Origin of the sequence: Citrobacter sp. wls827, from assembly GCF_005280875.1 — a bacterium.
Taxonomy (GTDB): Bacteria; Pseudomonadota; Gammaproteobacteria; order Enterobacterales; family Enterobacteriaceae; genus Citrobacter; species Citrobacter youngae.
On the sequence record NZ_SZWR01000021.1, the window covers coordinates 216,464 to 236,500 of the forward strand.

The following is a 20,037-nucleotide window of genomic DNA, read 5'->3' on the forward strand; positions in this document are numbered from 1 at the left end:
GTCATTGACGTCGTGCGCAGCGAGTGGAAAGGCCCATTGTTTCTGCGTATCTCTTCAACCGATTATGTTGAAGGCGGAAACCGTCCGGAAGACTTCTTGATCTACGGCAACTGGATGAAAGAACAAGGTATTGATCTGATTGACTGTTCAAGCGGCGGAATTGCGATGGTACAGGTAAACACTTACCCAAATTATCAGGTCCCTGCAGCCGAGCTACTACGAAGGGAGTTGGATATTAAAACCGGGGCTGTAGGTCTGATCGAAACAGGTCGTCAGGCAGAAGAAATTTTGCAGAATGGCCGAGCAGATATCATTCTTGTTGGCCGGGATATGCTGAAGGATCCGTTCTGGGCGCGTACTGCAGCAGACGATTTGAACGTTGTACTCCCCGTTCCTGCACAGTACACCCGCTATGGTTCTGGCTGGCAGCGTTCTCAGCCGCGACTGCCGGCAGCTGACCTGGCAAGCACTGTAGAGCAATAATAACAGCTACTTCATCGGCCCTGCACGGTTGTAATGCTGTATCTGTACCAATAGACCCTTTGTTGTAACCCTCATAGTTAAAAAAACAGAAGTGCTTTCCTATTGCCCCTGCATGCTGACGCAGGGGTTTTTTTATTGAGAACATCTGATTTTGTATTGCGGATGGTAAAAACCTTAAAAATCAAAGATAAAATTAATTCCATAAATATACTCATCAAATCATATCAACGTCCGCTCCTGGCTGTGAGTCAAAACACCGAAGCACAGTGCTGTGACTCCTCAACGTTATCCCTGTGCTGATTTCTTACTCTGTGTTCGATCGGATGAAATAACAATGGCTATGCCAGCCAGAACGATCAGTGTGCAAACCAGAATTCTCAAATCAGGCAATTCGCCAAGAAATAGCACTCCACCTACCGCAGCAATACAGGGCACGCTCAACTGCAGCGTGCTGGCGGTTGCTGAAGACATAGTGGCAACAAGTTGGTACCAAAGTACGTAAGCCACACCAGAAGCCAGTCCGCCGGAGAGCAGGGCAAGGATGACGCCGTTGGCGTCAGTATGCACGGGCTCCTGTCGTACCAAACTCAGGATGAAAATAACCGGAAGGCTCAGAATGAAATTTCCTGCAGTCGTCCCGGCAGGAGAGAGGATATTTTTCCCACGCACAGAGTAAGCTCCCCATGCCATGCCTGAAACAACCATCGTCAGGGCGGGTATCAAAGGGGGAGCTGTTGCGCCGGGGAGCAGCAGCATAATGATCCCCCCGATGGCAATAACGATCCCGGTGGCTTTGTATCCGCTAAGTGTTTCACCTTTTATTAATCCCCAGCCAATCATGCAGATCTGCACTGCGCCAAACAGCAGTAATGCGCCTGTTGCGGTATTGAGCTGCACATACGCGATTGAGAAAAATAATACATAGGCACACAGCAACAGGGCATCGATGATTTTCCAGCGTATTTCTTTCAGTTTACCCCGGGCTATATGCCAGAAAAACAGCATTACTGCACCACCGAGTAATCTCAGCACGCTGAACGTTTCAGGATCTGAATACCCATTCTTTAAGGCGATACGACAGAGGATAGAATTGGCTGCAAATGCAGTTAGCACCAGGAGAACCAGCAACAGCTTTTTCATACCCATCCTTAATGTTGACGATCTGTTGCAGAGTATAGAGTGCGTACATCAGGACAGACATGCTAACGATGCTTTTGTTTATAATCCAACACGATAACGTTGCACAGGGGCTGGCGCTATCCCTAAATGATGCTCAGGAAAGTGAGAATGGAAAGAACTGATACACGGCCACCATAGCGGAGGTACTTAATATCACACTGATGATGAAGTAAGTTTTGAAGGGCTGCTTTTGTGTTTTATGGTGAAAGAGTTGTTGGCCGACAATGGCTCCAGCCCATCCGCCCACAGCGCCAAATACCAGCAACGTGGATTCCGGCACTCTGCGCCAGGCCTTACGCGCTGCCATTTTGTCCACGCCGTAAATCGCCAGCGTCAATATGTTGGCGAGCAGGCCCCATATCAGCAACGGATGTGGGGCAAAAAGGCTACTGACCGCAGCGCAGACCAGTAGCAAATAACAATAGCGATTGAGATTCATCTCATTAACCACAGCCGGAACGGAGAGGCGATTATCTTAACCCAGAACCGACACCGATAAATGGATATGTAGATTCCTGGAAGCCAGGGTTATCCAGATTTTGATACAGAAAATGTCGGGGTCGCATGTCCAGTCTATAAAATAGAACATTATGAAAAGTAATGATATTGTTCTACCAGCCACGCTCATAACGAGGTTTTATGAAAATCAGAAGGTTCAAGAATGGAGATGAGATTTCGTTACTCAGCGTTTTCTTATCTTCTGTACATACCCTCGCATCCCACTATTACACACATGAACAAATAGATGCCTGGGCCCCGTCAGATATCGACCCGGATCACTGGACTAATCGCATGAGGGCACTACGTCCCTTTGTTGTTGAAGTGGATGGTGAAATAGCTGGATATGCGGATGTTCAGCCAAATGGGTACATTGACCATTTCTATGTCTCGGGAGTCTACCCGAGACAGGGCGTAGGGACGCTACTGATGGACCGCATTCATGAAGAAGCCAGACAACGTGGAATGGGTGAACTTACTTCAAATGTCAGTAAGGCTGCGGAAGCGTTCTTTCTACGACACGGCTTTCATGTCGTGGAACGAGGTTTCCCTGTGTGTCGTGGCGTGACACTACAAAATGCACTGATGCGTAAATATTTGGCGAAACAGATGAAAAGAAAAAGAGTCGTGTCTGGATAGTTAAATCAGAGTGTCATCATCATTTCATGCCAGGCCATACCACCGTGGTCTGACTCTGACGGTTTCATATACTGGTAACCAAAATGAGCATACAGATCGACGTGGCGATCTTTACACAACAGGTGGATTGTTTTTTTGTTCATTGCTTTCATATGCGCCACGAATTCACGCATCAGCAACGACGAGTATCCTTTGCCCTGATAATCCGGGTGAACTACGACAGACATAATCACGGCATTAGGTGCATCCGGATCGTGTCCAACCAGTTCTTTAAATTCTTCATCAGACATCACGACTTCCCATGCGCAGCCTGCATTGATGAAACCAATAACGTCGCCGTTCAGCTCCATACACAGGAAACCTTCCGGATAGCGGTTAATACGGGTAGCTATTTTCTCGCGCGTTGCGGCTTCATCCCCTTCGTAGGATGTGATTTCAATATCATAGCAACGATCGACATCGGCGGCAGTGGCCTGACGGAATACAGGGGTAGACATAGTTTTGCCTCTTCAGAATCATTTTGTTGGAAATATACTATCTTTTTTCAATCATGCTTTCGCTGCATTTTATGCAAAAATAAAATGTACAATATTCATTAATCACTATTTTCAAATTTCACCCGGAAAAAAGAACCATGGTGTCGACGTTGCGCAAGACCGATCTGAATTTATTGCTTATCTTCGATTCTCTTTATCGGCATGGGAGCGTAACGGAGGCCGCTAATGAAATGGCGCTAAGTCCGTCGGCGCTGAGTCATGCGCTCAATCGCTTACGTGCCTCACTGGATGATCCCTTATTTGTGCGCACTGGCGGACGCATGGTGCCAACGTCAAAAGCAGAGAGCATTGCCGCCAACGTTTCCGCCGCTCTGAACAGTCTCTCGACTTGCCTACATGAGCCTGAACACTTTGAGCCGGAAAAAAGCCGGGAGACGTTTACTTTTGCCGCCACGGACTACACGGCCGCTGTGATCCTGCCAGGCCTGATCGCGAGAGTTAACAGCCTCGCGCCGGGTATTACCATTAAGCTTATCTACTCACGCGATTTTAACGCCGATGAAGATCTGCTTTCGGGCAAAGTTGATTTTGCTCTTGGTTTTGAAGAAGAGCAGAAAAATCCCCGGCGCGGTATTGAGTCCATTACCTGCTTTACTGATGATTACGTGGTTGCGGTGCGACGTGGTCACCCTGAAATTTATGATTCCCTTACCCATGAGCGCTATCTTAACGCCGGACACGTGGTGGTACGCCCATGGCTGGAATCCCGGGGGGCTATTGACCGTTATCTGGAAAGTCAGCAGGTACGCCGCCGAATTGTTGTTGAATTACCAAGTCTGATGATTGCCCCGCTCATTGTTTCAAATACTGATCTGGTCATCACGCTGCCCAAGCGGGGCATCTCATCTGTTTTTGATATGAAAAATCTTGTGGTGTTTACTCCTCCATTCCCAACACCCCAGTATATTCTGAAGGCTTATTACAGCCCACAGCTCAGTAACTCCCCTGGACATTTATGGATGAAAGAGCAAATTTTACAGGTTTGCGAGCCGCAAAACCCGATTACGTCAATGAATGCAGCCGATCAAACCCCTGACCCAGATCGGTGATCAGGTCATCCGGATTTTCCAGGCCAATCTGGAGCCGAAGGGGTTCTCCCTTCTTGTGCCAGGTTGTCGCAGTTCGATATTCCCGGCAGCCGAAAGGAATAATCAGGCTTTCAAAACCGCCCCAGGAATACCCCATTCCGAACAGCTGCATGTCATTTAGCATGCGTGTACGGGATCAAGCACCATAGAGAACAGCCCTGACGATCCCGTAGGGTCTCGCTCCCATATTTCATGTCCCGGACAATCCGGCATTGCGGGGTGGAGTACCGTTTTGACTTCAGGTTGTTCTGCAAGCCAGTGAGCAATTGCCAGTGCTTCCGCTTCTTTCAGCGAATATGCAACGTTCTTAAACCATGTAAGGCAAAGAAACAGTCTTCTGCACCCGGTAACATGGCAAGTATGCCCAAAATCATGCCCGTTGATGTTGGGCTTTAGATACTTTTTACATCAACGTAACCCGCTTCCAGATAGCAGACAAAACTGGGTCAGAAAGTTAATTTATCCTGCTTTTTTGCCCGCAACTCGTTAACAATACCTACAAACGCAAGACCGACGGGAACAAGGGCCCCCCACAGGACGGAGTTCCAGCCGTAGAGGCTGAGTAGAGCACCTGAAGAAAATGACCCTACAATCATAACCCCAAATACCACAAAATCGTTCAGGGACTGGACCTGGGTTTTCTCTTCTGGACGATGATATTCAATGATCTTCGCCGATGCGCCGGTGAAGCCAAAATTCCAGCCGAGACCCAGCAAAATCAGCGACAACCAGTAGTGAAAAATATCGGTTCCACCGAGTCCGGCGAGGACAGAGCATGCAGTGATAAGCAAACCCGCAGCAGCGATACGCATGGCTCCAAAGCGGTTAATTAATTTGCCAGTGAAGAAACCCGGACCGTACATGGCAATAACGTGCCACTGGATACCGAGATTGGACGCCTGTTGAGAGATGCCGTGCATGTGCATCGAGAGTGGTGCAGCCGTCATCAGGAAGTTCATCACCATATAGGTTACCGCACCGCTGAATACGGTTCTGGCAAACCCTGGCTGACGGGCAATTTCGCGTAAAGGCCGCCCACCCGTTTTTATCGCACAGGTAGGTTCTGCGGTTTTTACGCCTTTAAGTATGAATGCCGAAATAACGGCCACGAGCGCCTGCGCGAGGAACGTGACGGCGAAGGTATGAGGCGGCCAGAGGTGCATCGTGCCTGAAACCAGCATCGGGCCAATCACGCCGGCAACCACGCCGCCTCCCATCACCAGCGACAGGGCCCGGGCGCGACGTTCTGGCGTGACGCCGTCGGTTGCCGCAAAACGAAAGCTGAGCGCAACGGCTGCATAGGCTCCGCCCATGAAGGCGGCAATGCAGAACAATATAAATGAGCCAATCACGACGGCCAGGGCGGCGGTCAGTCCAGTCAAGACACCCGCCCCGGTTCCGACCATAAATGCGCTTTTACGGCCATTTTTACGCGCTAATGAGCCTAACGGCAGGATACAGCCTGCCATCCCCAGAACAAACATGGTGATGGGAAGTGTAGCCAGCGAGCTGCCGGGAGCGAGGGCGTTACCCACAATTGCGCCAGTGGCATAAAAGACGACAGAGTTGGCACCCGCGAGGGCCTGCGCGGCCGACAGGCGAATGATATTATTTCTCTGGTCTGCAACGTGCAGGAAATGTTCTGCGGACATGTGATTAATTATCCTGATTCATGGTGAGCACTATCCTGTATCGCGCCAGACCTTGCTTAAGTCTGTTGAGCGCCTCATTTGCCCGTTCAAATGGCAACATCTCTGTGATGGGCAACGTCTGAAAGAGGTGGCTGAACTGCAGTGCGCGCTCGGTTTGCGCCGGTGTGCCGACGAAGGAGCCTGTCAAGGTGCGTTCAGCGCCGATCATCATACCCGGCGAGACCTGCAGCGGCTTTTGTCCTGTACCCAGCAAGATTGTTTTACCCTGGGGGGAGAGGGCGGACAAGAGGGCTGAAACCGTTTCTGAAGCCGGTGCAGTTGCCACGATAAAATCCACACCGCCGTCATTTTTCAGGCGTTCTGATGCATTTTCCTCAAGTGTATTGATGTAGTGATGCGCACCCAGCTTAAAGGCCGCGCGTTCTTTTTCGCTACCCCGTGCAATCACAGTCACCTCAAAACCCATTTTACGGGCGTACTGAACAGCCATGTGGCCAAGCCCACCCACTCCGAGAACAGCCACTCTGTCGCCCGCTCTTGCGCCTGAATTACGCAGTGCGTTGAAGGTAGCGGTACCGGCGCAAAGGATCGGGGCTGCATGCACGGAAGAGAGCGCGGAGGGAATTGCTATCAGCGCGGTATGTCGCATGACAACGTACTCTGCGTAGCCGCCATCGCAGCTGAGGCCCGGCGTCAGTTGATTTTCACAGAGATGAAAAAGCCCTCTGCGGCAAGGTTTGCAGTGCTGACAATACCCACCCAGTCGGCCGACGCCTACGCGCTGACCGCATTGCCAGATATCGGGTACCCTGTTCCCCTTGCGGGCAATAAACCCGACGATTTCATGTCCCGGTATACGGCCGGGTTGGCCCTCCTGCGGCGCTCTTTCCGCGTCCCGGAGATCGGCACCGCATACTCCGCATGCTTCAATTTTGATAAGCACCTCATCCGGGCCGGGAGCGCGTATCGGCCGCTTTGTCATTTCCAGCACACCGGGGGCAACGATCTGCATCGCGCGGTATTTTTTATTCATAAATGGCACCGATATAATAGGGATTATCAGATGGCAAGTGCGAGATCTTTAGCCCTGGCTTCCTGAACAAAGACGGCCGTCATACAGGCATTAAACGCAGCGAGCATTAATTCCCGCGGATCAGGAGCCAGTCCCTCGCCACCCAGCGAAACCGGTTCATCGGAATCGATAACATGGTTTTGAAGTGCCAACGGAGCGGAACCTCCGGAATACGGCTGGCAGAGCGTCCGGCGCGGTCTTCAGGCGTTACGGCCAGCCATCACACCGCCATCAATATCCCAGATAGCGCCGGTGACCCAGCCAGTTTTTTCAGAAAGCAGGAAAGCCACAGTTTCCGCGATGTCGACTGGCGTACCCACGCGTCCGATCGGATGGAAGCTGTCAAAGCTGTTCATCACATCTTTTACGTCGTCTTTCGGAATGAAGCCTTCGTAAATAGGAGTGTGAACAACGGCCGGAGAAACCGCATTCACGCGGATCCCTTTTTCACCCAGCTCAATGGCCAGGTTTTTAGTCAGCGCGTGCAGACCGGCTTTGGCCATCGAATAGGCTGAAGACGGCGTGGCACCAATCGCCTGCTGTGCCCACATGGAGCCGATATTCACGATGGAGCCTTTAATCCCAGCATCAACCATATTGCGCACCACGTCACGGGTAATAAAGAACGTTGCGCGGTTAATGCTCATATACATGTCATAGTCTGACGCTTCATGTTCGGTGAAGGGTTTTGGGAAAAACACGCCAGCCGCATTGACCAGCAGGCTGATATCTTTGTGTTCGGCATTAATGGTGTCTACCACATGCTGCATCCCTTCTTCTTTCATCAGGTCGGCAACGATGATAGAAACCTGACCATCCGCAGCCAGCGCCTGGCGGGCCTGCCCGGCTTTGTCCTGACGATTGCCAACAAGCACAACGCTGCCGCCGTTTTTCAGAACCAGCTTCGCCGTTTCGAAGCCCATACCGCTTGTACCACCGACCACTAACAGTTTTTTACCGGCAAAAGATGCGTTCATCGCTAACCTCTTTGAATTCATATGGTTGTTATTGATGAAAAGCCGTACTCCTCATCGTGTGAAATCAGAATGCCACCCGGACGCCTGATTGACGACTGAGAAGAAATTGCGACTCAGGAAAGAAAATCTTTCTCGCTGGCGTATACTGAGAAAAATAATGAATCAGGATTTCCACAATGCGATCGCTAAACCGACTTAAATGGCTGCACGCTTTTGAAGCCACCGCCAGGCACGGCAGCTTTACCGGCGCGGCACAGGAGCTTGGCGTTACGCCCGCTGCAGTAGGCCAACTGGTTCGCTCGCTGGAAGACTGGGTCGGACACCCGCTTCTTCACCGCACCCGCTCCGGAAAAGAGCGGCTGACGTTGGTTGACGAAGCGGAGGAGGCGCTACAGGACATCACGCAGGGACTGGACAAACTCGAAACCGGGTTAAACAAGCTTCGCGGTCGCCGCTCGCGTTCGGTGGTGGTGGTGACAGCATCGCAGGTGCTGATGATGAACTGGCTGATGGATCGCCTGAACCGGTTTTCGGAAACGCACGAAAATATCAATCTGCGGCTTAACGTCACGGAAAAACTGATGGATGTGTCGCACGGCGAGGCGGACATCGGTATTCGCTGCGGACAGGGCGACTGGCCAGGCGTGCATAAAACCTGGCTGATGGATGAAGAAGCGGTGCTGGTCTGCAGTCCGCGCCTGGTGCCGCCCGGGAAAATGGCCTGCCGTGAATGGCTCGCCACGCAAAAACTCATTCACGATGACACGCCGCATCCTGGGGCGGATTTTCCGTCATGGGATGCTGTCCTGATGGCGGTCGGTGCACCCGAAGCGCTGGATAGCGGGCTGCATATTAACTCCACCTCAGCGGTCATCCTGTCGGCCCTGAGCGGCAGGGGCGTGGCCATCGTTCGTTACGCTTTGGTGAAGCAGCTTATCGAAACCGGTCAGTTGGTTCAGCTGCACCCCGATCGCCGTTGGCCGCTCAAATGGTCCTATTATCTGGTCACCCCGCAACAAAAAGTTATGCGTGATGAAGTCAACGTTTTCCATGACTGGCTTCTTCAGGATGTCGTCTCAGACCGTTCATAAACTGCCCCCTCAGGCATTACGCTGCCCCGGCAATCACGTCGGGTGCGTAGTGCTTATACCACGACAATTCACGACATAGAATTTCTTTTCTGCTTCGCAAGATTATCTGATTTGTTGAAGCTGTCTGGCTTTCTGATAATCGCCCTCAACGAAAGGTAATACAGACCGGTTTTTTAAACGGGCGTATTACTTCAACCCTGAACGAAGGAGAGAACGATGGCTTATCTGCAAATCACCCTGAATATCAGTAATGAAAACCGTGCGGCAGCCGCTGAGGTATACCAGAAATACAAAACTCCGTTTCTGACCACCATTGAGGGTGCCACCTCTAAAGAGCTGCTTGTCCGCGACGAAGACGTCCAGGTGCTGCACGGTTTTACGACCGTTGCGCAGGCGCAGGCATACCTTAACAGCCTGCTGTTTACGCAGGATGTCGTTGCCGGATTAAAACCGTATTTAAACAGTGCGCCTGACGTGCGTATTTTCGACGTCATTTAATAACTTTTCTGAGACAAACAACAACCGGAGTTTTGAATGTTCTTAAACTGGAATGAATATCGCAGTGGCCTGCTCGCCACCATCGACAAATTTGCCAAACTGCAGCCTGAGTTTATGAAAGGCTTTCAGCAGATGGATAAAGGTGCGTCAGAAAGCAAGCACCTCGATCCCAAAACCCATGAACTGATTGCGCTGGCCGTGGCCGTAACCACCCGCTGCGACGGTTGCCTGGCCGTTCATGTGGATGCTGCTGTTAAGTACGGTGCCACGCGCGAAGAGATCGCCGAAGCGCTGGCGGTTGCCATAAACCTGAACACCGGCGCCGCGCTGACGTATACCGCGCGCGCACTGGATGTGTACGATAATCTGCCGAACAAATAGGCCTGCACACGGCTCCGCGTGGGGCCGTCTAATCACTGATTATGATGTTACTGAATTATGATTTTTCGCAGCGCGTGATCATTACCCCGGATGATTATCAATGGATATTTTCACCCTAGCCCTGGGTTGAGCGCATGATGCTTGACCGGATTGGTCGCAAGCAGGTACGCGCAACCCTTCTCGTCAAGCTGCGCCAGATGTCTGCCGATGCACGCCAGCCGCTCAGGTTATATACGCAGAAGGCGGCTAACTGGCATGGTCAGCCGCAAAGACAAGTCTTCGCTTTATTCTCTGGCACCTCAGAAACAGTGCTGCTTCAGAAGCTTGCCCCAGACGCGCGGATTTTCTGTGCGCCGCATGTTGGCGGAGCAGAGATCCACGACGTATCCGAGCCAGATTCGGGTAAAACGGCGATTTTTGGTTTTACTGGCGTACTTGCAAAATCGAGATGAACTGTCAGCGATGCTGTTCTCAAAAGCCTTTGTCGGGAGCCGCTCGTACGCTTATTTGGGCAGGATGCGGTAGAGCCCGAAGCTGAGTATATAAAAGACTGGGCGGCCGATCCGTTTCTGCAACGGAATTTGATCTCCAGCAGGAAGTCAGTCACGTAATACCTGAGCAACTTTCCGCCAGGGGAGAATTGTCCGGTGAGATAACAGGTATTGCCAGTGAATGGTCGCCGCAGTTCCCGGGCTATCTGACAGGCGCAATTGACTCTGCATTAACGGGCGTTCAGCGCTGGCTACAACAGAAATAACCCGCGAAAATGGGGGCTACCATCCGAGCAGGAGATGGGTTGTTGAAAACAGAGTATCCGGTTCGATAATGCGTCAGCTTTTAAAAAGAGCTGGCTTCTGAAGCGTCCGCTCCTGGCACAATGCGGACAAGCTGACTTAGCTGAAGGTCCGCTGAGAGCGAAGAGCGGACATTCAGCATGAATAACCATGGTTCATTGCTTCATCCTTTTGCCGGCTATAAATCATGAGAATTTTGAAGTCTGAAAATATTTCGCGGGCGTTGTCCCAAAGAGGCAACGGAATGCGTAAACGAAGCTGGATGCGGACTCATAACCAACGTCAAATGCAACATTCGCTATGCTTTCCCCATATGCCAGTCTCTCAACCGCACATATCAGACGATAGCGCGTACGCCACGCCCTGAAACTCATCATTGTCTGCGTCTTAAAAATCCGCTCAATGGTACGTGAACTGGCCCCGGCGTGAAGGGCTAGTTCCCGAAGAGATAGTTTGTTGCCGGGGTCTTTTTGCAGGATCTCCACCACCCGCAGCGCCCGCATATCGGCGGGCATTGGAATATTTACAGGAGCGGAACCAAGAACCTGCAATTGGTCGACGAGGCATTGTCCAAGCCGGTTTTCGGCGGAGTCAGCTGGTCTATTCCAGGGAAAAGCAGCACAGGCAAGAATAAGTTCTCTGACCAGTGGTGTCACCTCTAGCGCCAGACATTCGCTTTTTCCAGGAAATGGATAAGCAGCGGGATCAATATAGAGAGTCCTGATTTGTGCTGGCCTTTTCACCTCTGAAGAATGTGATACCCCTGCTTTGATCCATAACGCCCGGCTGGGTGGTAAGACCCATTCACCAGCATGCGTTGTGATATGTAAAACACCAGATATAGCGTAGCTAAGTTGATGTCTTTCATGGCAGTGCTGATGAACGCTCTCCGGCTCTGAAAAATCAACTCGACCAACTACTGGGGGGAAGTTATCCACCTCACTACCAATTGGTCTAAACAGTTCCACCATGGCTTTTACCTTACTGAATCGGGTAAGAGGATATTTAAAAAAGGCAATTAAGAACAATCCACATATCGTTGAAAAACATAGTTTTTTATCCTTACAGATAAATAATTCCATTACTCCTTATTTAAACTGGCATAAACAGAAGGCACCATAAAAATAGTTAAAAAAGTCAGGACTCCGAGAAGAATAAGACAGAATTCCAGTCCGATATAATGTGAGATATAGCCTATCAGCGCTGGCCCCATGAGGATTCCCATGTATCCAAGCGTACTGGTTGCAGCAATTGCAACAGTTGCTGGCATCGTTTTTTGCTGTCCTGAAAGTGTCAGGAGGATCGGAACAACATTCCCTGCTGCAAGACCAGCTATTGCAATCCCCCCGAAAATAGCAACAAATTGCGTTGCGATTGTCGCAACGATTATCCCTATGGCTGTAAGAAAAATACCTGCAATGAGCACAATCCGACTGCTGAGTCGGGCAACAAGCATATCCCCGACAAGTCTGCTGACTGTTAAAGCCAAAGCAAAGATGGTGTAGCCAGCGCCAGAAAGGGATACATCAACTCCTTTGATCTGGGTCAGAAGGATGCCTCCCCAGTCCAGTATTGCACCTTCAGCCATAAAAATGGCAAACAAGAGCAAACCAATCGTGATGACGATCCCCCGTGGAATAACAATAACAGGATGATGAACATCCGTAGTGATAGTAAGAAATCCGGATGCCGCAAGAATGACCGCAATCAGGATCAAGCCAGAAGCGATACATGCGGCCATAGTGACACTCAGGCCCGCAGCAATTGCCAGAGTCATCCCGCTGGCTCCGCACAACCCTCCAATACTGTAAAGACCATGAAATCCCGACATCAAGGGGGTCCCTGCTGCACTCTGTACCTCTGTACCATGGATATTTGCTGCAACATCCACGGCACCAACGGACGCGCCAAGAAGCAACAAACTTAGAGCCATAGCCCAGGGACTCGCCACGCTCGCAAGCAGTGGCAAGGAGATAATTAGTCCAATAGCCCCTGAGATGACCGCAACCCCTGGGCCTTTTCTTGCAACTAGCCCGCCACATGCTGGCATGCCAACTAATGCACCAAGCCCGAGACAAAGAAGTATGCTTCCCAGCAAAGAAGAATCGGCCTGGAGTCGCTGTTGAGCGAATGGAACCATGGGAGCCCAGCTTGCTATACCAAATCCCCCGATGAAGAATGCAAGTCGGGTCGACAATTTAGCTCTGGACAACAGAGGATTATTCTCATCCTGTACAGTTACGTCAGATGAAGAATGCCGGGTCATGCCTTTTGTTTTATCCTGGTCAACGGAAAACGTCATTGGAAATGCCTCAAAACAGATTAGAAGTACCTATTTTGCGGTTAATCAGGTTGTCATCCAATCGATGCAACGACAATCTATATCGATAATGCGCCAGAGCATTGCTCTCACATTTTATATGTTTGCATACGCAAAAAACGATTTATATGGCATTGGTTAAACCCCGGAAAGATAAGTTCTCTTTAGCCGGGGTCTGTATAGCATTGAGGGAGTGTTTTTTTAAATGACATCAGAATGGTTTATTACCTTCCAGGATATCATCAATGATTTTAAGCACTCCACTTTGTGTATTGGGAGGAATTATATATCCAGAAACACTCTTAACCGCACTTGTTGCATTCTCCATCGCGAATGAATATTTCGTCATTGCCAGCATTTCAATATCGTTCCCACTGTCTCCGAAAGCAGCAACCTCATCATGGTGCACATTCCATTTATTTAGAAGTCGCTGAATACCACTTGCTTTGTGAGTGCCTGGAATAATCAAATCCATGAACCCATGCCCACTGGTTACCGGAGTCATAGTCCCTCCGAGTTGGGCTGCCAGGCTCTTGAAAAGTGCAGGAATAGCTTCATCATCAAGGCTAAGCGCATACTTGAAAATAACATCGTCTATTTCATCATAGTTATCTACGATCTCAAGGCAATGGTAATACTTTCTCATTACCTGGAGAAATGTCTCTGATGCACCTTTTTTTACCCATGCACTTCTCAACCCGCAGACAACAAAATCAATACCGTCATAGTTTTCCAGTATCCGATTTATTTTTTTAACGCTTTCGGCATCCAGCTCCCCATTGAATATTTTCGCTCCGGCTTCGAGTACAAACGCCCCATTTTCTGCTACAAATGAAATTTCGTCGCAGATATCCGGAAAAAAAGAAGCAAGTTGATAATACTGATTCCCGCTTGCCACAACGAACCGAATACCACGTTTCTTTAGCTCGTTGTACTGTTTCTGAAAGCGAACTCGATCGTACTCACTGTTGTTATCGAGAAAAGTTCCGTCCATGTCTACAGCAATGACTTTGATACTCATTATGCTTCCTCACACAAATATTGGGGTGGATGTACAGAAAATTAATTATTCATAACTGGTTCAACAGGCTGATGTAGAACCCTTGCAAGCAGAATCGGGAAAATAAGCATGCTAACAACAAGGAGCATGGACATTCTCAAACCAGCATGTTCGCCAATAAATCCAAGTAGAGGTGGGCCAACAAGAAACGCGGTATACCCTACGGTGGCAAGAATGCTGACTCTTATTGCTGGATAATTGCCACTTGCCGCTCCGGCTGACATAGCGACAGGGAATCCCAGTGCGGCCCCCATCGCCCAAAAAATAACGGCCACACCAGCAATCCAAAGATTAGGAGAAAAAATAACGCCCAGAATCCCCAGGGCACCGATGATGCCGCATGTACGAATGACGATAGCAGGTCCATAGCGGTCCAGAATTGCGGTACCGGAGAAACGACCAATAGTCATGGTTAAGGCGAAGGCAACAAAAATCAGAGAACCCATTTGTTCCGGGACTGAATGTGTATCTACGATCAGCAGGGGAAGCCAGTCATTAGCCGCCCCTTCCGCCAGTGCCACTGAAAGTACAATTAGTCCTGCCAGCAGGATTCGAGGGTCGGAACGTACGAGTGACATGACGCTAATACGTTTAGTGTCGGAGTCTTCAAAGGTGCCGGCAGAAGTTTGTACTGAAGCGTAGACATAAAATACTGCGGGCAGGAGGATTATGCTGGTCACGAGCATGTGCCAGCCAACGGGTACCTGCCAGCCAACAAGACCAAGACCACACACAGCCCCGGCCGCAGTTCCCAGACTGTAGCAGCCATGCAGTGTGGGCAGCACTGGTTTTTTCAGGCCTCTTTCAACCTGCACGCCCTGAATATTCACGGCTACCTCAGACATAGCCATACCAAACCCCACCATGCCAAGTCCGCATCCAGCAATCCAGGACGAAAGCTGAACAGTTCCTCCAGCTAAAACAGCCAGTCCCCCAAGGGCCAGTAGCAGGCCTGATAAAATCGTTCTTGGTGTTCCTATGCGCCATGCCACATTTCCCGCCATAAGAATGCCGGTCATTGAACCCACAGAAAAACCAAAAAGGATCAGACCCATCTCCCCGGTTGATGCATTTAGCACATCACGTATTGAAGGTGTTCTTACAATCCATGACGCCATAGAAAATCCGAGGATCAGAAAACAACAAAACAGACCTCTTCGGATCCGATACAGCTCTTTCATGTCTACTCCATGTCTGGTGATTTACCGATACGTACGATTGTACATAACGATGTGTACGTTTGTACATATTGCTATGTACAATCGTACATAGCAATATGTATTGCATTGCTTTTGAGGAATAAAGATGAAACCGAAACGCGCAGCACGCCGCTTTGATCCAGACAGACGTGAGAGAATTCTTGATATTGCACTTGATGTTATCGCCGAATACGGAGTTGCTGAAACATCATTGCGAAGAGTTGCCGCAGCGGCAGATGTTCCTCTGGGATCTATGACCTATCACTTCACAGATCGAACAACATTTCTTTGCGAATCCTTCGCCAAATTTGCCGATGAAATGTTTATTTGTTTTGCCGAAAAAATGGACCTTTGTACAAGCCGTGAAGATGCCGTAAAAGCGGTTGTTGATCATATTTGTGGTGAAGGATGGGCTTCCCGGCGCAACCTTTTGCTTTGCTATGAGCTGTATGCATTTTCTGGCCGCGGTGGTGATCCGGGAAGGATATTGCTGAACTGGCTGGAGCAGGTAAGAGAAAGGTTACTGGTATTTTTTGACAAGCGCACTGCTGATGGGCTTGATGCGCTGCTTGAGGGGTACAGTATCCACTGCTCAGTCGATCAATCACCACCTTCCAGAGAAGATATTGAATACATCGTCATGAAAATAACGCAATAATTTTTGTATTTGTAAGCTGGCCATAGGGATGTCACTACTGATTTTTTCGCTGTCCGCTTCTGGCACAGAGCGGACATTCTAAAACAAGTTGATGGACGATGAGCATTGCTCATCGCAAGCATTCAGAGCCAGGCAGAAGGACACTGCGGTACAGTTCCCGTTTCGTTTAGCCGAGGTTTACTGCATACGACCTGTACAATCTACCTCACCACACACATTGGTCTGCCAGATATCGGCTCGGGATGGATCTCCGTTTCCACGCTGAATACGCTTCTCAGCAATCCAGGATTCATCACTGCTTCGGGTGTGCCTTGTGCCATCACATGTCCGTTGGCCATGACCACCAGATGATCGCAGTATCGGCTTGCCTGATTAAGGTCGTGCAGCACTGCGACTACCGTTTTCCCCTGGGCTCGGAGTGCGCCCATCAACCGCATCAGTTCCACCTGATGATTGATATCGAGATAGGTCGTTGGCTCATCGAGCAGGACAACGGGCGTATCCTGCGCCAGGACCATCGCCAGAAATGCGCGCTGGCGCTGGCCGCCAGAAAGATCGGTTAACCGTCTGTCGGCAAGATGATGGATTTGGGTCTGGCTCATGGCGAGATTGACCCGCGCATTGTCTTGCGCACAAAGACGCCCCCAAAGTGGTAACCACGGGTTGCGGCCGTAGGAAACCAGCTCCTGGACGGTGATCCCCTCTGGCGTTAAATGATGCTGCGGCAGCAGCGCCAGCCGGCGGGCAAGCTGGCGCGATGAGAACGTATTGATGGGATTGTCGTCAAGAAATACGGTGCCGGACTGCGGCATTAACAGCCGTGAAAAACAGTTTAACAGCGTCGATTTCCCACAACCGTTAGGGCCAAGTAGCGCAGTAATCTTGCCCGTAGGCAGTGCGAGTGATACGCCGTCAAGCACCTTGTTTGTCCCGTAACAGACCGTCAGATTTTCAGTTCGTAATGTCATTTATCGCATTCTCACAAGCAGCCAGACAAACCACGGCGCACCGATAATGGCGGTCAGCACGCCAGCCGGAAGCTCCAGCGGGGGATGAATAATTCGCGCCAGCAGGTCGGCCGCCACCAGCAGCAATGCACCCGTCATGGCCGAAACGGGCAGCAGCCAGCGGTGACGCCCACCGGTAATGGTGCGCACCATATGCGGTACCACGAGTCCAATAAAGCTAATCGGGCCGCAGACGGCCACGCCGGTTGACGTCATGGCAACCGCCAGTAGTAAAGCCTGAAACCGTGTACGCGGCACCGACACCCCGAGCGTGGTGGCACGCGCATCGCCCAATGCCAGGAGGTCGAGATCTCGGCAAAAAACCAGGCTCAGCGGCAGAAACAACATCAGCAGCGGGGCGGCAACCTTCACAAAACTCCAGTCACGTCCCCATAAGCTGCCGGTCAGCCACAGCAGGGCGCTGTTGACATCCTGTGGGCGCGAAAGCATCAGGTAATCCGTCAGGCTGGCCCAGCAGGCAGAAAGCGCGACACCCGTGAGCGCGAGCTTCATCGGCTGGCTGGTGTTCGCCAGCATTTTCAGCAGAATCAAGCCTGCCATGCCACCGGCAAAGGCCAGCAGCGGCAGGGCAATTACCGGTAGTGACGGCAAGAGCAACAGCGCGCCCACAGAGGCCAGGCTTGCGGCATGATTTACGCCGAGAATATCCGGCGATGCCAGAGGGTTACGCACGATCCCTTGAACCAGAACGCCTGCCACCGCGAGGGCTGCGCCGACCAGCAGCGCCAGCAGCAATCGCGGCAGGCGGTACGCCGTTAATACGTAATGATACTCGCGCCCGGTGTGCCAGTCGGTCAGCAGGGCGCGCCAGGGAACGGCGATCACCCCCATTTGCAGAGACAGAACCGAAAATCCCGTCAATGCGAGGGCGATGAAAATGACTAACGCAATTTTCATCCACGCCTCCTGACCAGCCAGACAAAGCAGGGCGCGCCAATCAGCGCCACTACTGCCCCGGCAGGCAATTCGCCAGGAAAAGCCAGCGCTCGGGCCAGAAGATCTGCCAGCAGCAGCAGCGTAGCGCCCATCAGCATGCTCATCGGTAAAACCTTGCGCTGATCGAATCCCACCCAGAAGCGAGCCAGATGCGGCATCAGCAGGCCGATAAACGCCACCGGGCCAGCCACGCTGACGCAGGCACCGACCAGAAGCAGCACCAGAATATTGATGATCAAACGTAGCTTTGGCAGATTCACCCCCAGCGTGCGGGCAGTGCTGTCACTGACGTTAAGCAGGTTCAGTTGATTAGCCAGCAGCAACACCACCGGCAGGGCAACCGCCACCATCGGGAAAAGCTGCCAGAACTCCTGCCAGCGTGCGTGGGATACGCCTCCCGCGAGCCAGTATAAAATGCCGTAAGCGTGATCTTCCGTCAGCAGCAGGGTGATGCGGGTCAGGGCCATGCAAAACGCCGAGAACGCGATGCCCGCGAGGATCAATTTGTTTCGGTCCTGGGTGTGGCGAAATCCGCCGCCAGCGGTCATCACCAGCAGCCAGCTTACGCCGCCACCGCAGGCGGCGATAAAGGCGATGGAGTAACCTGCAACGGGCACGGGGCTGAGAGCGCTGGTCAGCGCCATCGCCAGCGTCGCGCCGCTGTTAATACCAAGCAGCGAAGGGGATGCCATTGAATTATGCGTCAGGGTTTGCAGCAGCGTTCCCGCGAGAGCCAGACTCGCGCCGATCAGAATGGCGACCAGGCTTCGCGGCAAACGAAGGTTTTGCACCAGCGCTTGTGCAAGCGTGGGCGTATGGCCCGGCAGCAGAGCGTGAATGGCGTCAACGTCAGAAACAGGAATGGCCGAGTAGCAAAACAGACTCAGCCAGAAGAGAGTGATAAGCGCGGCAAGGGGAAGACCCCACAGCAGAGCTGGATGTCTGAGAACCGTCATTTCACATCGGATAAAGGCTGGTGATGGAAGATTTTTACCGTGTCACTGGCAATGCGTTCGGCCGCGAAAATGCCGCGCATCCGCGCCCAGGCGTTACTGTCGACCGACGCCGTCTGCTGTTTTTGCACCGCAGTTAACATCTGCCACAGCGGGTCCTGCTGCCAGCGTTTGACGATGCTCTCTTCGCGGTAGTGGGCGACCAGCAGCCATGAAGGATTGAGCGCCAGCAACTGCTCCAAGCCGATAGACGGCATAGACGCACCGGATATTGCCGCCGGCACCGTCAGCCCCAGAGCGGTCAATACGCTCCCGGTCCAGGTCTCCTGCGTGTGAAGGTTAAACTGCTGCTCCCGGGACGTACCAAATAACACCAGCGTGCCTTTCGGCAACTGGCTTGCCCACGCTGACATCTGTTGTTGGTGTTGCGCCAGACGTGACTGCATCTGTGTCTTTTTGCCCACAACTTCGCCGATGATGGCCGCAGATTGCAGATTTTCAGCGTAGGTTTCATTGCGGGACTTAAGCAGCAGCACCGGTGCGATTTGCTGCAAGGCGCTGTAGATACCCGCATGACGGCTGCTGTCGGCTATGATCAGATCCGGTTTCAGCGCGCTGATGGCTTCTAAGCTCGGCTGCGCGCGCGTACCGACAGACTGCCAGGGTTTAAGATGGGCGCGAACTTCTGGAAGAATTCGCGTGGCGTCGTTATCGTCGGCAATGCCGACTGGACTAACATCGACGGCTGCCAGTGCGTCCGCGAACGACAGTTCCAGCACCACGATCCGCTGTGGCGTTTTATCAAGCGTAAAGGTGCCATGTTCGTCAAGAACCGTGGCGGCAAAAGCGTTGCCGGTGAGCAGCAGCAGAGCGGCGAATAGCGTGCGTAGTGATGTGAACATGTGAATGGCCTGTGTCGAGTGGCGCGTCGTTTACCCGGCCGACAAAAACAGCATGCAGGCCGGGTAAACGGG

22 protein-coding genes and 2 pseudogenes are annotated in these 20,037 nt (G+C 51.6%); 8 read left to right on the forward strand and 16 right to left on the reverse strand.

All coding sequences use genetic code 11. The features are described from left to right. Nucleotides 1–483, forward strand: a pseudogene (locus FDX03_RS23595) (NADPH dehydrogenase); the annotation flags it as partial. Nucleotides 484–768: 285 nt separating this feature from the next. Here the strand turns inward: FDX03_RS23595 and FDX03_RS18165 are convergent. Both FDX03_RS18165 and FDX03_RS18170 read right to left on the reverse strand, forming a co-directional pair. Then, nucleotides 769–1,623 carry a DMT family transporter gene (locus FDX03_RS18165; RefSeq protein ID WP_137346358.1) on the reverse strand — a complete coding sequence of 285 codons (855 nt, stop codon included), beginning with the start codon at nt 1,621–1,623 and terminating at the stop codon, nt 769–771. A 133-nt stretch (nt 1,624–1,756) separates the two neighbouring features. Further along, nucleotides 1,757–2,101 carry a DUF1294 domain-containing protein gene (locus FDX03_RS18170; RefSeq protein ID WP_048211797.1) on the reverse strand — a complete coding sequence of 115 codons (345 nt, stop codon included), beginning with the start codon at nt 2,099–2,101 and terminating at the stop codon, nt 1,757–1,759. A gap of 200 nt (nt 2,102–2,301) precedes the next feature. Between FDX03_RS18170 and FDX03_RS18175 the strand changes: the two genes are divergently transcribed. After that, a complete protein-coding gene (locus tag FDX03_RS18175; protein ID WP_048211796.1) occupies nt 2,302–2,799 on the forward strand; it encodes a GNAT family N-acetyltransferase in 498 nt (165 codons plus the stop codon). Between the two features lie 5 nt (nt 2,800–2,804). Here FDX03_RS18175 and FDX03_RS18180 read toward each other — a convergent pair whose 3' ends face one another. Then, nucleotides 2,805–3,296, reverse strand: a complete 492-nt coding sequence (locus FDX03_RS18180) for a GNAT family N-acetyltransferase (RefSeq protein WP_115602095.1) — start codon at nt 3,294–3,296, stop codon at nt 2,805–2,807. Between the two features lie 137 nt (nt 3,297–3,433). On the opposite strand from FDX03_RS18180, the gene FDX03_RS18185 reads away from it, so the two are divergent. Further along, a complete protein-coding gene (locus tag FDX03_RS18185; protein ID WP_137346359.1) occupies nt 3,434–4,405 on the forward strand; it encodes a LysR family transcriptional regulator in 972 nt (323 codons plus the stop codon). Here the strand turns inward: FDX03_RS18185 and FDX03_RS18190 are convergent. From FDX03_RS18190 to FDX03_RS18210, 5 genes and pseudogenes are all read right to left on the reverse strand, one after another. Beyond that, nucleotides 4,359–4,803: pseudogene (locus FDX03_RS18190) on the reverse strand (PLP-dependent transferase); the annotation flags it as partial. The gene FDX03_RS18185 and the pseudogene FDX03_RS18190 sit on opposite strands and share 47 nt — an antisense overlap. 87 nt (nt 4,804–4,890) lie before the next feature. Then, complete coding sequence (locus FDX03_RS18195) at nt 4,891–6,096, reverse strand: MFS transporter (protein WP_137346360.1); 1,206 nt, start codon at nt 6,094–6,096, stop codon at nt 4,891–4,893. Between the two features lie 4 nt (nt 6,097–6,100). After that, nucleotides 6,101–7,129: an alcohol dehydrogenase catalytic domain-containing protein gene (locus FDX03_RS18200; protein WP_137346361.1), complete on the reverse strand. Its 1,029-nt coding sequence runs from the start codon at nt 7,127–7,129 to the stop codon at nt 6,101–6,103. Between the two features lie 26 nt (nt 7,130–7,155). Beyond that, the gene (locus FDX03_RS18205) at nt 7,156–7,320 is read right to left on the reverse strand and encodes a hypothetical protein (RefSeq protein ID WP_226813999.1); all 165 of its coding nucleotides are present in this window, start codon (nt 7,318–7,320) and stop codon (nt 7,156–7,158) included. Between the two features lie 48 nt (nt 7,321–7,368). Continuing rightward, nucleotides 7,369–8,145 carry an SDR family oxidoreductase gene (locus FDX03_RS18210; protein ID WP_061067834.1) on the reverse strand — a complete coding sequence of 259 codons (777 nt, stop codon included), beginning with the start codon at nt 8,143–8,145 and terminating at the stop codon, nt 7,369–7,371. A 176-nt stretch (nt 8,146–8,321) separates the two neighbouring features. Here FDX03_RS18210 and FDX03_RS18215 point away from each other — a divergent pair, with 176 nt between their 5' ends. The 4 genes from FDX03_RS18215 to FDX03_RS22855 all read left to right on the forward strand — a co-directional run bounded on the left by FDX03_RS18215 (nt 8,322) and on the right by FDX03_RS22855 (nt 10,567). Then, complete coding sequence (locus FDX03_RS18215; protein WP_061067835.1) at nt 8,322–9,236, forward strand: LysR substrate-binding domain-containing protein; 915 nt, start codon at nt 8,322–8,324, stop codon at nt 9,234–9,236. Between the two features lie 216 nt (nt 9,237–9,452). Continuing rightward, the gene (locus FDX03_RS18220) at nt 9,453–9,734 is read left to right on the forward strand and encodes a hypothetical protein (RefSeq protein WP_048211789.1); all 282 of its coding nucleotides are present in this window, start codon (nt 9,453–9,455) and stop codon (nt 9,732–9,734) included. Between the two features lie 36 nt (nt 9,735–9,770). After that, on the forward strand, nt 9,771–10,115 hold the full coding sequence (locus FDX03_RS18225) for a carboxymuconolactone decarboxylase family protein (protein ID WP_048211788.1): 345 nt from the start codon (nt 9,771–9,773) through the stop codon (nt 10,113–10,115). 134 nt (nt 10,116–10,249) lie between these two features. Then, a complete protein-coding gene (locus FDX03_RS22855) occupies nt 10,250–10,567 on the forward strand; it encodes a hypothetical protein (RefSeq protein ID WP_249357102.1) in 318 nt (105 codons plus the stop codon). Between the two features lie 527 nt (nt 10,568–11,094). On the opposite strand, the gene FDX03_RS18235 is transcribed toward FDX03_RS22855, so the two are convergent. From FDX03_RS18235 to FDX03_RS18250, 4 genes are all read right to left on the reverse strand, one after another. Then, nucleotides 11,095–11,991, reverse strand: a complete 897-nt coding sequence (locus FDX03_RS18235) for a helix-turn-helix transcriptional regulator (RefSeq protein ID WP_137346362.1) — start codon at nt 11,989–11,991, stop codon at nt 11,095–11,097. Further along, entirely contained in the window at nt 11,991–13,211 is a 1,221-nt protein-coding gene (locus FDX03_RS18240) for an MFS transporter (RefSeq protein ID WP_137346363.1), read from the reverse strand. The genes FDX03_RS18235 and FDX03_RS18240 overlap by 1 nt, the downstream gene beginning before the upstream one ends. A 229-nt stretch (nt 13,212–13,440) precedes the next feature. Next, on the reverse strand, nt 13,441–14,250 hold the full coding sequence (locus tag FDX03_RS18245) for a Cof-type HAD-IIB family hydrolase (protein WP_137346364.1): 810 nt from the start codon (nt 14,248–14,250) through the stop codon (nt 13,441–13,443). A gap of 41 nt (nt 14,251–14,291) precedes the next feature. After that, nucleotides 14,292–15,470 carry an MFS transporter gene (locus FDX03_RS18250; protein ID WP_137346365.1) on the reverse strand — a complete coding sequence of 393 codons (1,179 nt, stop codon included), beginning with the start codon at nt 15,468–15,470 and terminating at the stop codon, nt 14,292–14,294. Nucleotides 15,471–15,594: 124 nt separating this feature from the next. Between FDX03_RS18250 and FDX03_RS18255 the strand changes: the two genes are divergently transcribed. Beyond that, complete coding sequence (locus tag FDX03_RS18255; RefSeq protein WP_137346366.1) at nt 15,595–16,146, forward strand: TetR family transcriptional regulator; 552 nt, start codon at nt 15,595–15,597, stop codon at nt 16,144–16,146. A 200-nt stretch (nt 16,147–16,346) separates the two neighbouring features. Here FDX03_RS18255 and fecE read toward each other — a convergent pair whose 3' ends face one another. From fecE to FDX03_RS18275, 4 genes are read right to left on the reverse strand one after another with little or no spacing between them, the layout of a single operon-like run. Continuing rightward, nucleotides 16,347–17,114: a Fe(3+) dicitrate ABC transporter ATP-binding protein FecE gene (fecE, locus tag FDX03_RS18260; RefSeq protein WP_061067837.1), complete on the reverse strand. Its 768-nt coding sequence runs from the start codon at nt 17,112–17,114 to the stop codon at nt 16,347–16,349. Further along, on the reverse strand, nt 17,115–18,071 hold the full coding sequence (fecD, locus tag FDX03_RS18265; protein WP_121584593.1) for a Fe(3+) dicitrate ABC transporter permease subunit FecD: 957 nt from the start codon (nt 18,069–18,071) through the stop codon (nt 17,115–17,117). It abuts the gene before it with no gap. Next, entirely contained in the window at nt 18,068–19,066 is a 999-nt protein-coding gene (gene fecC, locus FDX03_RS18270) for an iron-dicitrate ABC transporter permease FecC (protein ID WP_137346367.1), read from the reverse strand. Before fecC ends, fecD begins: the two co-directional genes overlap by 4 nt. Next, nucleotides 19,063–19,965, reverse strand: coding sequence for a Fe(3+) dicitrate ABC transporter substrate-binding protein FecB (locus FDX03_RS18275; protein WP_137346368.1), 903 nt, complete (start codon nt 19,963–19,965; stop codon nt 19,063–19,065). The genes fecC and FDX03_RS18275 overlap by 4 nt, the downstream gene beginning before the upstream one ends. Nucleotides 19,966–20,037 lie beyond the last annotated feature (72 nt).

Coding starts and splice junctions, on each gene's coding strand:
- FDX03_RS18165 (WP_137346358.1), bottom strand. CDS start 1,623: ATGAAAAAGCTGTTGCTGGTTCTCCTGGTGCTAACTGCATTTGCAGCC.
- FDX03_RS18170 (WP_048211797.1), bottom strand. CDS start 2,101: ATGAATCTCAATCGCTATTGTTATTTGCTACTGGTCTGCGCTGCGGTC.
- FDX03_RS18175 (WP_048211796.1), top strand. CDS start 2,302: ATGAAAATCAGAAGGTTCAAGAATGGAGATGAGATTTCGTTACTCAGC.
- FDX03_RS18180 (WP_115602095.1), bottom strand. CDS start 3,296: ATGTCTACCCCTGTATTCCGTCAGGCCACTGCCGCCGATGTCGATCGT.
- FDX03_RS18185 (WP_137346359.1), top strand. CDS start 3,434: ATGGTGTCGACGTTGCGCAAGACCGATCTGAATTTATTGCTTATCTTC.
- FDX03_RS18195 (WP_137346360.1), bottom strand. CDS start 6,096: ATGTCCGCAGAACATTTCCTGCACGTTGCAGACCAGAGAAATAATATC.
- FDX03_RS18200 (WP_137346361.1), bottom strand. CDS start 7,129: ATGAATAAAAAATACCGCGCGATGCAGATCGTTGCCCCCGGTGTGCTG.
- FDX03_RS18210 (WP_061067834.1), bottom strand. CDS start 8,145: ATGAACGCATCTTTTGCCGGTAAAAAACTGTTAGTGGTCGGTGGTACA.
- FDX03_RS18215 (WP_061067835.1), top strand. CDS start 8,322: ATGCGATCGCTAAACCGACTTAAATGGCTGCACGCTTTTGAAGCCACC.
- FDX03_RS18220 (WP_048211789.1), top strand. CDS start 9,453: ATGGCTTATCTGCAAATCACCCTGAATATCAGTAATGAAAACCGTGCG.
- FDX03_RS18225 (WP_048211788.1), top strand. CDS start 9,771: ATGTTCTTAAACTGGAATGAATATCGCAGTGGCCTGCTCGCCACCATC.
- FDX03_RS22855 (WP_249357102.1), top strand. CDS start 10,250: ATGATGCTTGACCGGATTGGTCGCAAGCAGGTACGCGCAACCCTTCTC.
- FDX03_RS18235 (WP_137346362.1), bottom strand. CDS start 11,991: ATGGAATTATTTATCTGTAAGGATAAAAAACTATGTTTTTCAACGATA.
- FDX03_RS18240 (WP_137346363.1), bottom strand. CDS start 13,211: ATGACGTTTTCCGTTGACCAGGATAAAACAAAAGGCATGACCCGGCAT.
- FDX03_RS18245 (WP_137346364.1), bottom strand. CDS start 14,250: ATGAGTATCAAAGTCATTGCTGTAGACATGGACGGAACTTTTCTCGAT.
- FDX03_RS18250 (WP_137346365.1), bottom strand. CDS start 15,470: ATGAAAGAGCTGTATCGGATCCGAAGAGGTCTGTTTTGTTGTTTTCTG.
- FDX03_RS18255 (WP_137346366.1), top strand. CDS start 15,595: ATGAAACCGAAACGCGCAGCACGCCGCTTTGATCCAGACAGACGTGAG.
- fecE (WP_061067837.1), bottom strand. CDS start 17,114: ATGACATTACGAACTGAAAATCTGACGGTCTGTTACGGGACAAACAAG.
- fecD (WP_121584593.1), bottom strand. CDS start 18,071: ATGAAAATTGCGTTAGTCATTTTCATCGCCCTCGCATTGACGGGATTT.
- fecC (WP_137346367.1), bottom strand. CDS start 19,066: ATGACGGTTCTCAGACATCCAGCTCTGCTGTGGGGTCTTCCCCTTGCC.
- FDX03_RS18275 (WP_137346368.1), bottom strand. CDS start 19,965: ATGTTCACATCACTACGCACGCTATTCGCCGCTCTGCTGCTGCTCACC.